8 protein-coding genes are annotated in these 14,674 nt (G+C 34.6%); all 8 read right to left on the reverse strand.

All coding sequences use genetic code 11. The features are described 5' to 3' along the window. Positions 1 to 252: 252 nt before the first annotated feature. Positions 253 to 1,689 carry a glycoside hydrolase family 28 protein gene (locus tag ADIARSV_RS18765; RefSeq protein ID WP_016197241.1) on the reverse strand — a complete coding sequence of 479 codons (1,437 nt, stop codon included), beginning with the start codon at positions 1,687 to 1,689 and terminating at the stop codon, positions 253 to 255. 10 nt (positions 1,690 to 1,699) lie between these two features. Continuing rightward, on the reverse strand, positions 1,700 to 4,006 hold the full coding sequence (locus ADIARSV_RS18770; protein WP_016197242.1) for a GH92 family glycosyl hydrolase: 2,307 nt from the start codon (positions 4,004 to 4,006) through the stop codon (positions 1,700 to 1,702). An 82-nt stretch (positions 4,007 to 4,088) separates the two neighbouring features. Further along, complete coding sequence (locus tag ADIARSV_RS18775; protein ID WP_152439946.1) at positions 4,089 to 5,711, reverse strand: glycoside hydrolase family 28 protein; 1,623 nt, start codon at positions 5,709 to 5,711, stop codon at positions 4,089 to 4,091. 124 nt (positions 5,712 to 5,835) lie between these two features. Further along, complete coding sequence (locus tag ADIARSV_RS18780; RefSeq protein WP_016197244.1) at positions 5,836 to 6,882, reverse strand: Ca2+-dependent phosphoinositide-specific phospholipase C; 1,047 nt, start codon at positions 6,880 to 6,882, stop codon at positions 5,836 to 5,838. Positions 6,883 to 6,893: 11 nt separating this feature from the next. Next, positions 6,894 to 9,071 carry a hypothetical protein gene (locus ADIARSV_RS18785; RefSeq protein WP_016197245.1) on the reverse strand — a complete coding sequence of 726 codons (2,178 nt, stop codon included), beginning with the start codon at positions 9,069 to 9,071 and terminating at the stop codon, positions 6,894 to 6,896. A gap of 443 nt (positions 9,072 to 9,514) precedes the next feature. Then, positions 9,515 to 9,700, reverse strand: a complete 186-nt coding sequence (locus ADIARSV_RS18790) for a hypothetical protein (protein ID WP_016197246.1) — start codon at positions 9,698 to 9,700, stop codon at positions 9,515 to 9,517. 612 nt (positions 9,701 to 10,312) lie between these two features. Beyond that, a complete protein-coding gene (locus ADIARSV_RS18795) occupies positions 10,313 to 11,986 on the reverse strand; it encodes a RagB/SusD family nutrient uptake outer membrane protein (protein WP_016197248.1) in 1,674 nt (557 codons plus the stop codon). A gap of 26 nt (positions 11,987 to 12,012) precedes the next feature. Next, a partial coding sequence (locus ADIARSV_RS18800) for a SusC/RagA family TonB-linked outer membrane protein (protein ID WP_040300661.1) occupies positions 12,013 to 14,674 on the reverse strand: 2,662 nt, incomplete at its 5' end.

The following is a 14,674-nucleotide window of genomic DNA, read 5'->3' on the forward strand; positions in this document are numbered from 1 at the left end:
AGTATAATTTAAAACTTTTTAGGTTTTTATCGAATTGTAAATGGCTGGGACAATTGCTTACTTCCGGGTATCTACCGTGGATCAGAATCTGAAGAAGAATAAAGCAGACATGCTTTATTGAGTGATGGAACTTCTCAAAAGTTTATTTCTAAACGATACAGTATAACCGAAGCCACTCCTTCCAATCGGATAAAAAAGAACAACATTAAAATCGAGACAAATAAATTTACCCCAAGTATGGAAAATAAGAAACTACTTTTTTATTGCATTATAACGAGAAGGGAAAGCTGAATTACCGTTAAAACCTTCAATATCTAAATTCTCTACATGATTAGCATCAATAGCATACTTAAAATAATCTGGCAAAGATTTTCCCCATTTAACAGCACTACTTTTTATCGTGATATTATTCGCGTTATCCAGATAAAATCCAGATGTATTTCCTTTAACAAAACCTTCCACCTCGCTAGGGCGACGATCAAATATTCCTCCCTGTAATTTTGTGATTTTATTAATGTATAAATCTACATTATCAAATCTGATATTACTGATTTTATCAGCTGATTCGCCACTCACATAAATGCCATTTTCACTAGTGCATTTTATATTTGAAAAAGTAATATTCTTAACTTCGCCAACTTTACCTTCTATCGATCCTTTAGGGAAACGCCAGTTGGCATCTTTATTATTTCCCTTTGCTCTGCGATAGGCGGTAACATATATTGGTTCAGCCTTTCCCCACCATACATCAGAAAAAAGATGGCTTTCAATAATCATGTTTGAAAAAATCACATCGCTAATAGTACCTTCATCTCTGTTTTGGATACCTACACCACGATTACTATTTTTAATAATGCAGTTATTAAACAAAACTTGCTTAATCGTATCCATATTTTCAGAACCAATTTTTATAGCACAACTTCTGCTGGTCATGGTACAATTAGTTACCGTAATGTTTTCGCAACTTCCAAACTCTTCAAACTCTCTTCTGTTTTTTAAACAGATACAATCGTCGCCACTTTCAATATAGCAATTGCTGATACGCACATTTTTGCTATGATCTAAGTCTATCCCATCGCTGTTTCTAACTTTAAGGCTATTGATTAAGCTAATGCCCGAAATTACTACATCATTACAACCTACTAAATGGATGGTCCAATAGGCAGAATTACCAATATGCAAATCGTGGATGCGGATATTTTTACCGCCAACAATGGTTAATACATGGGGGCGAGGGTCCGCAATCTTAAATGGTTTTAGTTCGTAAGAATCACTTAACTCCTTACCCATAAAAGAAATTCCGTTTCCGTCTATTTTACCTGTCCCACTAATTGTTAAATTTTCAATATTTTCTGCACCTATCCAAATAGTACCTTCTCCTAAATTAGAACGAAATACGCTTTTTTTGTAAAAATTTTCATCGGAACTTGCTTTAATAACGGCACCTGCCTCTAGATGGAAATCTATATTAGATTTCAAATTAAAAGGCCCCGTAATAAAAGTAGATGAAGCTGGCACCCTTACTATTCCACCACCTGCTTTAGAACAAGCATCTATAGCTTTTTGTATAGCGACGGCATTATTTGTTTTTTCATCTGCTTTTGCACCGTATGCAGTAATATCATATACTTTTTGAGCTTTTGCAGCTATTGATAATGAAAATAGGGTAATAAAAATTAGATACTTCATTTAATTAATTTTATAAGCCTTTTGGTTGATTTTTTTTATTTGAACCCCAATTTGTAGGTTGGGCTGTTAGCCATATTTCCAGTGTTCCACCTTTTGAAATTTCATCATGTTGCAAATAGTTTTTTCGATATCTTTTGCCATTCCATTTTATTTTCTTGATGTATTTGTCTGCCATGTTTTTTTTATGACAATTAATATTTAATACCTTCTGGTGATCAAGTTTAATGCTTGTGCTGTTAAATAACGGGGCCACAATCATATAATTACCCGATACGGGATCCAAAGGGTAAAAACCCATGGATGCAAAAACATACCAGGCACTCATTTGCCCGGCATCATCATTTCCGCTTAAACCTCCGGGACCATCACCATACTCATTAGCTAATATTTGCTGTACAGCTTCTTGGGATTTATAGGGCGACTTGGTATTATTATACATAAACGGGATTTGGTGTCCGGGTTCGTTTCCATGCCAATATTCCCCTTTGTCAAATAACGAATCTAAAGCATTTTCTAGTTGCTTTTGCCCGCCCATTAGTTTTGCTAAACCAGGAACATCCTGTGGCACATAAAAATTATACTGGCGAGGTGTTCCTTCTGTGATATAAACCTCTTTTTTATCTTGATTAAAAGGCTTATACCAGCTACCGTCGGCATACCGACCCCTAACCATCCCTACAACTGGGTCAAATATATTCTTATAATTAAGTGCCCTTTTTGATAAACTTACAAAATCTGCAGTTTTATGTAACCCTTTAGCCACAACAGCTAATGCATAATCATCATAAGCGTACTCTAAAGTACGGCTAACTTGTTCTTTCTGATGAAAGGCAATAGGTACGCTATCCTCTAGCGGAATATAGTTGTATTTCAAATAAGAGGTCAATGCTCTTCTGCCCATCCCATTGACGTAATCTTTTTCATTAGCCACAGTAAAAGCATTTTTTCTCATTAAACGATAAGCATCATCAATATCATAATTACAAATACCTTTAGCGTAAGCAGATGCTATAAAGGCTGTTGCATGGTCTCCAATCATTGCTGATGTATAGCTATTCCAACAAGGGAAAATAGGCAGCCAACTTCCTTGCTGCCCTTTAAGAATTAAAGATTGTACAAAGTCATTTGTTTTATCAGGATTCAACAACTCAAACAAAGGTAATTGTGCTCTGTAAATATCCCACATAGAAAAATCGTCGTAATAGCTTCTATTGCTATCGATTTTACTCATGCCTTTTCCTGCAAAAGCAGGGTATGAGCCGTCAACATCGCTATATAACCTGGGGTGCTGCATAGCGTGGTATATGGCAGTATAAAAAATTCGCTTATCTTTTTCTACCGATGTTTCAACTTTTATCTGCGCTAAAGCATGTTCCCAATTTTGTTTTGCTTCGGTATGTATGGCTGCAAAATCTTTATCGCCAATTTCTACTTCTAAATTTTTTTTTGCGCCTTCTAAACTTGTAAATGAAGTCCCGATTTTTAGTGTCAGTTTTTCTGTTTTTTTAAGTTTAAAACCAGCATATACACCTATACCTTTTTGGTTGGCAATACTATCTTTTAAAAACAAATTGTTTTCACTAAAAGTTCCTTTGCTTTCAATTTCCTTTTCAATTTTAATATAAAACCAGCCACTAAAACCCGCAGGTTCACCCCAACCTTGGTAAATTCTATGTACAGGGTTATAACCCCAAATTTCTCCGGTTTTATTATTTATTTGTACAGATCCTTGCTGTGTATCGCTATTAGGCATTATCAAAATATACAAACTATCATTTTTTAAAACACTAAACTGCATAATTCCACAGCGCAGCGTAGTTGATAATTCACTAACTATGTTGCCAGCGGTAAGTTTATAATACGCGGGACTTGTTGTTTCATTTTTATGCGAAAACGAAAGTTCATAATCTTTAGGAAGCGTTTTTAAACTACCTGCAATGGGCATTACCGTAAAACTCCCATAATCCTGCGTACAAGACCCACTTAACCAATGTGTACCTCTAAAACCACTCCATAAACTATCTTTATAAAAATATGGTGGCTGGCATTTTACCTCTGTTTCTCTGGTTTGAGGGGTCCATTGTGTCATTGCAAAAGGTTGTGCAACAGCCGGAATAGTATTGGCATTTTGTTCTAAACTTCCTCTTTCGCTATGTTTTACAGATGCTTCAGTGGTTGAAGCTGCTGTACCAGATAATGGCTGAACATATTTTAATAAATCTTGGGCGTTTGCAGTATTTACTGCTGCAATACCTAGAACAAAATTTGTCAATAATTTGAGAATGCTGGGTAATTTATTGGTTTTTAGTTTTATCATTTTTATAAAAGATCTGTTTAAACCAGTAAAATATTAAACGGTTATATAACCATTTTTTAATGTCTGATTTTAAATAGCCCGTTTATGGAGCATAAACTACATCATTAAAAAATAATGCAGGTTTTTTAATACTGCCTTTTGTTTTTATAGCTACAAGCTTTAATTGCTTAACATCGTTAAATAAACCAGCGGATCTAAAATCCTTTCCTTTCATTTTTAAGGTGATATTTTTTAAAGTAATTCCATCTACATGTCTAACATAAAATCCCCAGGCAGGAACTTCTCCAAACATAGAAAACTCAGGATAATCTTTTTCGGCCTCGGTAATTTGGTTAAAAGAATCTAATGGGAAATAGTTAATTGCTTTATCTGCAACCGTAAAATACGTAATTTTAACATTTTCAATAACCACATTTTCTACACGATGATCAGGCAAACCAGTTATCGATGATGGGAAAACATTATGCTCATATAATTTTACATTTGGAAGTTTCTCTTTATAGTTCCAAGGAGATACACTTTGCAATTTCCCTGACTCAGCAACAAAACTTGGCGGGTACATGAGTAAAGGTGCTTCCATTTCGTAACCCTTATCTGGTTTTCCTTTTGGTATAGTTACATCAACATTAGAAATATGGATGTTTTTTACAGTGCTGTAAACATCATCTTTGTTACGATGGCCAAGTCGGATGAAAATAGCGTTACCAGTATTGGTAGCTACAACATTATTTACCTCAATATTTTCTATAATGCCACCATCTACAGCTTCTAAAGCAATTGCTGACCGGAAAGTATCATAAACTTTAATATTGCTAACTTTGATATTTTTGAACCCGCCAACAGACGCTGTTCCCATCTTAAAAGCATTAGCGCTAGAGCGTAAGGTGCAATTGTCTACAATAATATCATCGCAAAAATCACCTCTGGTTGATGATTTTAAGCATATTGCATCATCAGCTGAGTTGATAAAAGAATTGGTAATTTTTACGTTTTTACAATCAGTAATATCAATACCGTCATTGTTCCAATATGCTACCCCTTCTATTCTAACACTATCAATATTCAGGTTTTTACATTTCTCGTAATGCGTAATCCAATTGGTAGCATCTTTAAGCGTAACTCCTTTAATAGCTATATTTTCACAATTTTCTAAAAGAATAAGGTTCGTTCTGCTTCCCTCTTCGGGCCTAGTTATTCGCCAATCTGCGTTTGCTTTTAGCGCTCCGTTCTCTATACTTTTAAAAATATCTTTTATCAATTCTCTTCCACGCCCATCAATTGTTCCGACTCCTGTAATTGCAATATTTTGTTGGTTTTTAGCGTAAATCAAAGTAGGTTTTGGGTAAGAGTTATAATCTTTTCTAAAAATGCTACCCAAAAGTTTTGCGTCTTTTTGGAGATGCAAAGTTACCCCATTTTTAAGTTCGATATTGCCAGTTACAAACTCCCCAGCAGGAATAGTTACAGTTCCACCACCTTTAGCCGAAATATCATCTATACACTGCTGTATGATTTTGGTGTTGCTGAAATCCAAGACAGTTTTAGCACCCTTATCAATAATGTTAACACTTATTTTTTGTGCCTGAGCGTTGTTAATGAATGATAAAATTAATAGGTTGGTAAAGACTAATAAGTGAAGTTTTTTTAAATTTTTAAATGAAATCATTGTATATGAATTATTTGGGGTTTTTAACACGTTATCCACAATATCTTTTTTTGCCGTTTGCTAAACAAACGAATTAATTAAACTACTCACATTATTTTGTATAAGGCTATAAATAGCTAAAAGCTACTTTTTTCTAAAATAACTTCCATCATCAAAAACAGCTTTATAGATTGATGGAAAATACGTAGAGGGTAAATAATAATCTGTAGTGATAATTTGTGCGGCACTTTTTTTTGGCTGCATCAAACATGGTAAAATCATTATTACGGGCTTCTACTGTATTAGCATCTGCTCGAGTTCTAATTAAATAACCTTTTGCAGCCAAACTATCTATTTTTTCTCCATCTCTCTTCGGGTTGTTCATTATCAAAAATGCAGATTCTGGACTTCCTGGTTTATCGTTTACAAATAAAACCCTTCCTTTTAAGCTAGGATGCCCGTTTTTGTATGCCTCCATTTTTTTACCGGTTTCATCTAAAACAAAAAGAAACCGCCCTTTTAAATCACTGATCAGCGGCCATCCTTTTGCAGTAACCGCCGCATTAAGATTACTAAATTCACCGCGAACAAAATCTGGCGTAATAAGTTGTTTATCTTCTAGAACTGATTTAATTTCTATATCTAAATTATCTAGAGCCGCCTTATTAAATGGTAACATTTGTTTCAAACTTTTCTCATTACTATCTTTTGTATTCATTGTAATAATAATAGGCAAATGCCCCGGATGTGAAGCAGACCATTCTTTAAGTTCTTTTAAGCAATCTACAAATAGTAAATGGTTGCTTCTGAAATCTATATCTGGTATGTGAAAAACTTTTAAGCCAGGTTTAGAAAGGTTATCTTCCAAATCGTATGGTTCAGCATTAACACCAGTATTTTTTAGCAGTTTAATGCCTAATGGGTTTTTATATATGCCACCCAAGGGGTCATAAACTACATCAATTTCCAAATTCCTTAAACCCAAATCCAACTGTTTTGTAAAGCTGATATGGCCATATTGCAAAGCAAGAGCCGCAGCAGAATCTCTTTTATATACAATTTTCCATAAAGCAGGCTCAATACCGGGCTTGTAACTGTTGTGGCTCCCAATTAGTTGAACTTCGTTTAAATGTAATCCTTTAAATTTATCTGCCTCTTCTTGCGCACTCGCCAGTTGGAAATTTCCAAGCGTAACTAAGCATAAAATTATTTTCAAAAAGGTTGTTTTCATTTGGTAAATTTTCAATTAGTGCTTAGCGTATTAATAAGTGGCTTTATCTGCTGTTGCTCATCTTTAATGATTAGGCTAGCTTCGCCGTTTTGTTTGGTATAAAAAACATTTTGGCCAGTTTTAAAAGCAAGTATTTTTTTTTCGTTTTTGCTCAGCTCTGTAAATCCATTAGCGGCAAATTTAGTAATACCATTATTTTTATCTGCTTTAATTATTGCCAATCCTTTATATTTTCCTCCGTACAAATCGCCATCGATATTTACAGAGAAAGTTGCTAAACTATCCGTTCTTATTGAATTTAAATCGGTAAAAACATAAGATCCATCACTGTTTTTAGAACCATCTGCTAATCCATTTTTAGCAATACCAAGTTTTGAAATACCCTTTACACTATACCCTTTCACCGTTGCATTATTGTATATGGACTGAAATCTTTTAGAAACATTTTGAGCATTAAAATCAAGCAAAGCAACTCCCTCTAACATTAATTTACCACCTCTATTTTGATATTCTTCTAAAAATTTTAGTTCGTTTTCTTTTGCATATTGAGGATATAGATACACTACAGCATCAAAAGTATGACCGTTTATTTCCGGCTTTCCTTCTTTGTTAAGCTTAATCAGTTTTGAATTAATAAAATCTGAGGGAACTAAGGCATTCAAATAGCCGGCTTTCCATAGCTCATCTGCTTTTTCTTCGATATTTAGTTTGTCATTTACGTCATAAACGCCTCTATCTTTGTAATTAGGATACCAATTAGAAAGTGCTTCCATGCCAAAAATCACCAATAATTTAACGTCTGGTAATGATGGGTTAAATTTATTAAGTAATCGGGCACAATCTTCCACTTTATTAATTCCTTTTACAGCTTCGGGGTCTAACAGGTCAAACCGGTTTACACGTTTATCATGTAAAGCATGATAATGGGTACGAATGCCATACCTTAAATCAGCCAAAGCTTTTTCTTGTACCGGGGGGAAAACACCGTCATAAAACTGATTATACATCACGTTTTCTTTGGTATTAAACGCAATACCCATTTGCGTAGCAGTAATGGTATGTTCATCAGTTTGTCCATACTGGTGCGGCAAAACCCACCAACAAATACCGTCTGCCCAAATTTCATCACTATACAAACCCGCATGGTAAGTATTATGAATTCCGGTAAAAGTATTTGGACTAAAGGTTTTTTTACCGTAATCTGCAACTGCTTTTATTACTCTTACAGCTCCTCCACGTGTAAAATCCATGTATTGGTTTATAGCTTTGATTCTAACTTCAGGCTGGCCAGTGGGTGCATATCTCCCTTCAAAAAGGGTTTTTACTAACGATTTTTTGGTTTCTTTTTCATATGCTTTCGCCATTGCATTAGAATACCATCTGCCTCTAAAAATTTGCTCATTAGCAGGCATATCTACAAAGCGTGGTATAAACTTATTTCCGTACTCATCTAATGCCATTCCATCAAAAGGAATATCGCTGTATGCATCAATAGTTTTTTTAAATCCGTTAATTTCTACATCGTCCCACATACTGTTTTGACTGCAAAATTGCTGAACCATAATACAAACGGTCAAACCTTTTAATGCTTCGCCACCATTTATAGAAATTTTTGCAGTTTTCTTATCTGGTAGAGTGGTTGTACAAAGAGAAGTGATATCCTTTAAACTAGAGGGATCATAAAATCCATCGCCCGTTTTTTTAAAGGCATATACTTTAAAAATGTCGGTTTTTAATAACCTATCCTCAAACCGGATATATTTTGCTTTAGCAGTATATGATGCCTTACCTTTTTGATCTAATTGAATTTCTTGTTCTACAATCATCCTTTGCGAATTATTCAAATCTTCATCAAAATAATTTCCCCAAAGCTGTAAGCCAATTTTGATGCCCGATTTATGGGCTTTGCTTACAATTTTTTCAAAATAAGGATGCATCTTCTCTGTTTCGTAAAAATTATTGCCCTCCCGAGCAGTTAAAAATACCATTGTATAAGGACATAGATTTATAATTGAATCCAACTCATCAAGGTAACGGTCGTTTTTTAACAAATCTGGAGAAATAAACCAATAACCAATTTCTGGATGATTTTCATTAGCAAATTTGGGCACATAGCTAATTGATTGTGCACTTAAGTTTTTAAAAATTAAAGTAAATAATACGAATAGTAATGAGATGGTTTTTTTCATAATTTCGTGTTTATGGCTCTGTTCTTCTAAAAGAATGAGCCTTCGATAGTTTATTGTTTTCTGTTTGACGGCATATTTAGTAAACAGCGATATGTTATTATCTTGAACTCAAATTAGTTCGTTAAAATATAAAACTTATCCATAATCAGAGGTGTAAATTTTTTTCGCGACTATCCCTTTTTTTAACTTTTAACATCATGATGATCCAATTCCCCCTTCTAGTAAGGAATTCCTTTAGAATGAGTAGAAACCATTCTTTTTGAATAGATATAAAGCCCAGGACCTGATACTATGATGGCAATAAAGAAAACAATTTGACTTGCATTAATAATTAATTTTCCCTAATGGGAAAAAGCATAAAGCCATATTCTGTCGCTACCATTTTACTTTTTTTAATTAATTTATTAGTGTTTTTTAATAGGCTTCGCCCGTTATAAAATAATTTATTTTCCCTTCTTTGGGAATAGGGTGTTGCAGGTTATGTTCATGTCCAGAAAAGTAAACGTCAACTTTATATTTATATAGTATCGGTTTAAAGAATTTCTTATCGCTTTAGTATCATAACCATCCGCTCTGTTTCCACCAGTATATAGAGGATGATGAGCAACAACAATTTTCCATAGTTCCATATTGCGATTTTTTGTAAAACTCAGATATTAGCGGGTTTGTATAGATAAATAAAATTAAAATTTTTACTATTCTTTGTGTTTCGAATATTAATCAATTTAGAATAATATCTAGCTGGCATTTGCCATCTTCGACTTATTTTGGAATATAGAATTTATGCTTCCCGATTACTCATATAATCATGGTTTCCTAAAACTGGATAACAATTACATTGTAAAGGAAAGTCCTTATAAACCTCTTCAAAAGAGAGGTCTAAACCACTAATTACCCACCTAGGTTAAAAGTTGTCTCCTGCAGCATGAGCAAATTGAGTACTTGTAATTTTGGCAATCTTGGCCATTTGATCAGCTTCCCGCAGTAGGGGGCCATCGCAATTCCTTCCTCAATCTCCCATGGCAATAAAATTTAAAGAAGTAGACGGAACTATAAGTTGATCACTTTTTTTATAGGATGTACTACTTTTTATTAAAACTTGAGCGTTAACATAAGCGCTAATAGCAATTTGAAATGCTATAAATAGAAGTGATTTTAAGTTCAATTTTTAAAAAATTAGAATGAAAAATTATATCCCGAAGTATGCAACTTCGGGATATAAAGAAATTGTCAGACAAGATTTAATAACCGGAATTTTGTACTAACTTATTATTGGTAGACAAAGCTGATTGAGGTATTGGGAAAATTCTTCTGTAAGCTTCGGTATTGGTTTTTACACCATAACCATCTTCAAATTTCCCAAATCTTATCATGTCATTTCTTCTCCATGTTTCCCAAGCCATTTCTCTCGCTCTTTCTGAATAAATGTCATTTAAGGTAACGGTAGTCCAGGCAAGGCTGGTTGTACGGTTAGCTCTTAAAGAATTAACTAATGATAAAGCTGTTTGGCCATTTGTTGGGGTTGCGCCTCTTAAAATCGCCTCTGCTTTCATTAAAATAATATCCGAATAACGGAAAACAGGAATATCATTATTTTGATTTCTACTGATTGTATTGGTGTAATCAGCTAAAAACTTAATATTTCTTGTACCCATATTCCAAGCTATTTCATCATTGCCACAATCAAATGTGCTGGGATTTTGTCTAAGCGTGAAATTTGGTGACAATTCTAATTGATAGGTATAGCTGGCGCTACCATCAGAACCTGCATAAAATTGATCATAACCTTTCTTAGTAGTCTTAACCATAATTGGATTTCCATCTGCCCAATATTGTTTCCCGCTTAACCATTGCTGATTACGTATATCGTTTGGATCGTTAAAATTGGAGAAATATTCAGCAGTTGTCATTCTTGGTCCACTTGGTTTAGTATTTACTAATCCATTGCCAGTAGTAAGGTTGATAACCGGATCGATATTACTACCTACAGTTGCACCAGAATAATGGTATTTCATGCCTAAATTTCTATTTAAGTCATAACGGGCATGAAACATATAGCCACTTGAAGTGGAAGCATCATACGGAATGGCAAAAATAAATTCCTTATTTGTAGAGCCATTTTCTGGATAAAACATGCTGAGGTATTTATCTCTGAACTCAAAACCATATAAAATACCCCCTCCGGCGTTGATCACGCTATCACAAGCATTTACTGTTTCGTTCCACCTTGGTGTGCCTGTATATATAGCAGCATTGATGTATAATTTAGCCAATAAAGCAAATGCAGTATAACGGTTTGCTTTTCCATAGGTCTGACCATCTTTGGTGGGACTTAGGTTTGGTATTGCTTGTTTAAGTTCAGATTCTATAAAGTTAAAAATCTCTTCTCGAGGTGCATTGGCTTGGGTTACTTTAGATCCATAAATGGTATCTAACGGAACACTTCCAAACATATCCATTAGCTGGAAATAAGCATAAGCTCTCATTGTACGTATTTGTGCTATACTTTCAGTTTTTGTATCACCTGCTGGAGAATCCTGTAAGATGTATAAGCTTTGGTTGCTCATTCCAATCATATCAGAAAAATAACTATAAACCACACTCAACAAGGCGTTGTCTTTGTTCCAAGTATGTAAATGTAGCTGCATATATCTTCCGCCATCAAACCAATTACCACCATAGGCAGGCTGAACAGATTCATCGGTTGAATGACTTTGAACCTGCCAAAAACCAACAGAATAATCTTGTCTGAATCGGGTGTAAATTGCCCCAATTATTGAGTTGTATTGGTCTGGCGTAGTAGGGAAAACTGCTGACGTAAGTTGAGATTTTACAGGAACTTCTAACTTATGACATGAACTTAAAGCAAGTGATGTCAAAATTACGCCTATTGTTAATTGATATATTTTTTTCATCTTGAATTGATTTTTTTATCCGTAATTTATAATGTAATATTTAAGCCTATTAAAAACGATTTGGTTTTAGGATAAAAGTTATTGTTATCTACACCTGGCGCAATACCTCCCTGATTAACTTCGGGATCAATACCCGTATAATTGGTAATTGTAAATAGGTTTTCGCTTGTGATATATAATCTTAATTTTTTAACACCTTTAATGGTTGGATTAAAACTATAACCTAACGTAGCATTGTCAAGTCGTAAGTAATCGCCATTTTCAATATATCTTGTTGAAAAATAGTTGTTTTTAGCGTCACTTACTAAGTCGTCTGCATTAACATAGGATGATAAATTATTAGTGGATGCATAAGGTGTGTAAGAAAGATTGGCTCTGCTTGCGTTAAATATCTTGTTGCCAAAGACACCTCTAATAAATACATTAAAGTCAAAGTTTTTATAATTTACGGTATTACTCCATCCTAATAGTAATTTAGGTTGTGCATCGCCTACATAAAAATAATCGGATCCAACAAGTGGAGTATTCGTAAGTGTACCGTCCTTTTTTAAAAATTGAGATTCGCCAGCTGAGTTTTTCCCCTGATAGTCGAAAGAGAAAAATTGACCAATTGGTTTGCCAACTTTTAATATTTGCAAGGTAGCCCCAGTTTGTCCCTCCCCGCCAGCACTTGCATATAATATAGAATCTCCGTCACTAAATGGATTGGCTAGACTGGTGATTTTATTTTTATTATGTGCAAGATTTACAGAACTTGTCCAAGTAAAATCTTTCTTTTTGATTGGCACAAAATTCAACAATAATTCAATTCCCTTATTGCCGATGGCACCGCCATTTGCCCATATTGCTCCACCAGGAACTAAAGCGGGGCTTACAGAATATTTAAATAGCATATCCTTAGTGCTTTTGTCATATACATCTATTGAACCACTAACAATTCCATTTATGAGCGTAAAATCTAAACCTAAGTTAGAGGTAGAAGTACTTTCCCACCTTAAATTAGGGTTTGATCCTTGTATTGGTCCATAAGCATTATCTTGTATGCCATTGTTATAATAGGTGCCTGTCACGCCATAAACAAGTTGAGAGTTAAAAGGGCTAATTCCATCAGAGTTACCGGTTACACCATAACTAGCTCTAAGTTTTAGATCAGAAAATACTTTTTGGTTTTCCATGAAATTTTCTTGGTCTATTCTCCAGCCTAAGCCTACAGCTGGGAAATAGCCATTCCTATAATTTGCACCAAAAACAGAGCTTCCATCTCGTCTGATAGATGCTTGAACTAAATACTTATTATTGAAATTATAGTTAACCCTAGCAAAATCAGATATCATACGTTTTTCAGCAACGCCACCTGCTAGATCTATTCTAAAACTTGAAATCGCATAAGGATTACCTAAAGATAAATTATTGTATACCACAAAATCACTTGCAAAATTGGTGCTAGAAGAACTAATTTCATCCCCATATACATTACTCAAATAAGAATAACCTATAACTGCATTAATACTGTGGTTTCCAAAAGATTTATCCCAGGTGAGGAAAGATTCAACGGTATTTTGTTTGTTTTGGTATAATTTTTTGTATGCCGAACCATTTTTGCCAAATAATGTTCCAACTTGACTTGTAACGGTTCCAAGCCCAGCTTCAGGGCTTAGTTTAAAAGTAGCGGCGTTATAGTTATTATAATAGCTATTATAAAACTGCTCACTAGTGGTAGATAGGGTTTGGTGAGAAATTAACAAATTGTATTTCAATCCGAAAGGAAGTTTAACTTCTGTGCCAAAACTAGCCACAAGATTATTTTTACTATTATCGTCTACTGCATTGTTAATTAATGCTACTGGATTGAAGTATCCTGGAGTGTTAAAGTTTTCGAAATAAGACCCGTCTGTGTTATACACTGAAGATACGGGTAAATGTTTTGTGATTTGATCAAATATCGTGTTTTGTAAAGGAACTAAATTTGATTTTGTATTTGAGTTAGTTACATTGATACTAAATTTTAGTTTATCATTCAAAGCCCTTTGCTCAATATTTAAACGGCCAATCAACCGCTCTTGACTACTGCCCAGCATAATTCCTTCCTTGTTGATGTAATTTACGCTTGCCGAATAAGTATTATGATCGCCCCCACCACTAAAAGAAAGATTATGATTATGAGAAAATGCCTGACTCCGCATAACTTGATCTTGCCAATTGGTGTTATCCCCTGCATCATCAATTGGGTTATAACTAAGTCCTTGAGATTGTATATATGCCCTATGCTGATCGGCGTCCATTAAGTTAAGACGGCTACTTACTGTTTCTATACCAGCAATACCACTATAGCTAACTTGTGTATTGCCTTTGTTGCCTTTTTTTGTGGTCACCATAATTACCCCTGATGCAGCTCTGTTTCCGTATATAGCTGTAGCAGCGGCATCTTTTAAAACATCAATGGTCTCAATATCTGCAGGAGCAACTAAAGAAATGTCGGCTCCAGGGACACCATCAATGACGTAAAAAGGTCCGCTTGGACTATTCACAGTGGAGGCTCCCCTTAGTATAACTGACGAACTTTTGTTAGGATCTCCACTTGATGAGATATTGAAACCAGCAACTTTACCTTGCAATAAACGCCCAACATCAGATATTGCACCTTTATTTAGGTTGTCTGGTTTTATGCTGGTAATAGCACTAGATAGG

It is taken from the genome of Arcticibacter svalbardensis MN12-7, assembly GCF_000403135.1.
GTDB lineage: Bacteria > Bacteroidota > Bacteroidia > Sphingobacteriales > Sphingobacteriaceae > Arcticibacter > Arcticibacter svalbardensis.

What these genes read in the sequence shown, in the direction of transcription:
- ADIARSV_RS18765 (WP_016197241.1), bottom strand. Translation starts at nt 1,689, where the DNA reads ATGAAGTATCTAATTTTTATTACCCTATTTTCATTATCAATAGCTGCA.
- ADIARSV_RS18770 (WP_016197242.1), bottom strand. Translation starts at nt 4,006, where the DNA reads ATGATAAAACTAAAAACCAATAAATTACCCAGCATTCTCAAATTATTG.
- ADIARSV_RS18780 (WP_016197244.1), bottom strand. Translation starts at nt 6,882, where the DNA reads ATGAAAACAACCTTTTTGAAAATAATTTTATGCTTAGTTACGCTTGGA.
- ADIARSV_RS18785 (WP_016197245.1), bottom strand. Translation starts at nt 9,071, where the DNA reads ATGAAAAAAACCATCTCATTACTATTCGTATTATTTACTTTAATTTTT.
- ADIARSV_RS18790 (WP_016197246.1), bottom strand. Translation starts at nt 9,700, where the DNA reads ATGGAACTATGGAAAATTGTTGTTGCTCATCATCCTCTATATACTGGT.
- ADIARSV_RS18795 (WP_016197248.1), bottom strand. Translation starts at nt 11,986, where the DNA reads ATGAAAAAAATATATCAATTAACAATAGGCGTAATTTTGACATCACTT.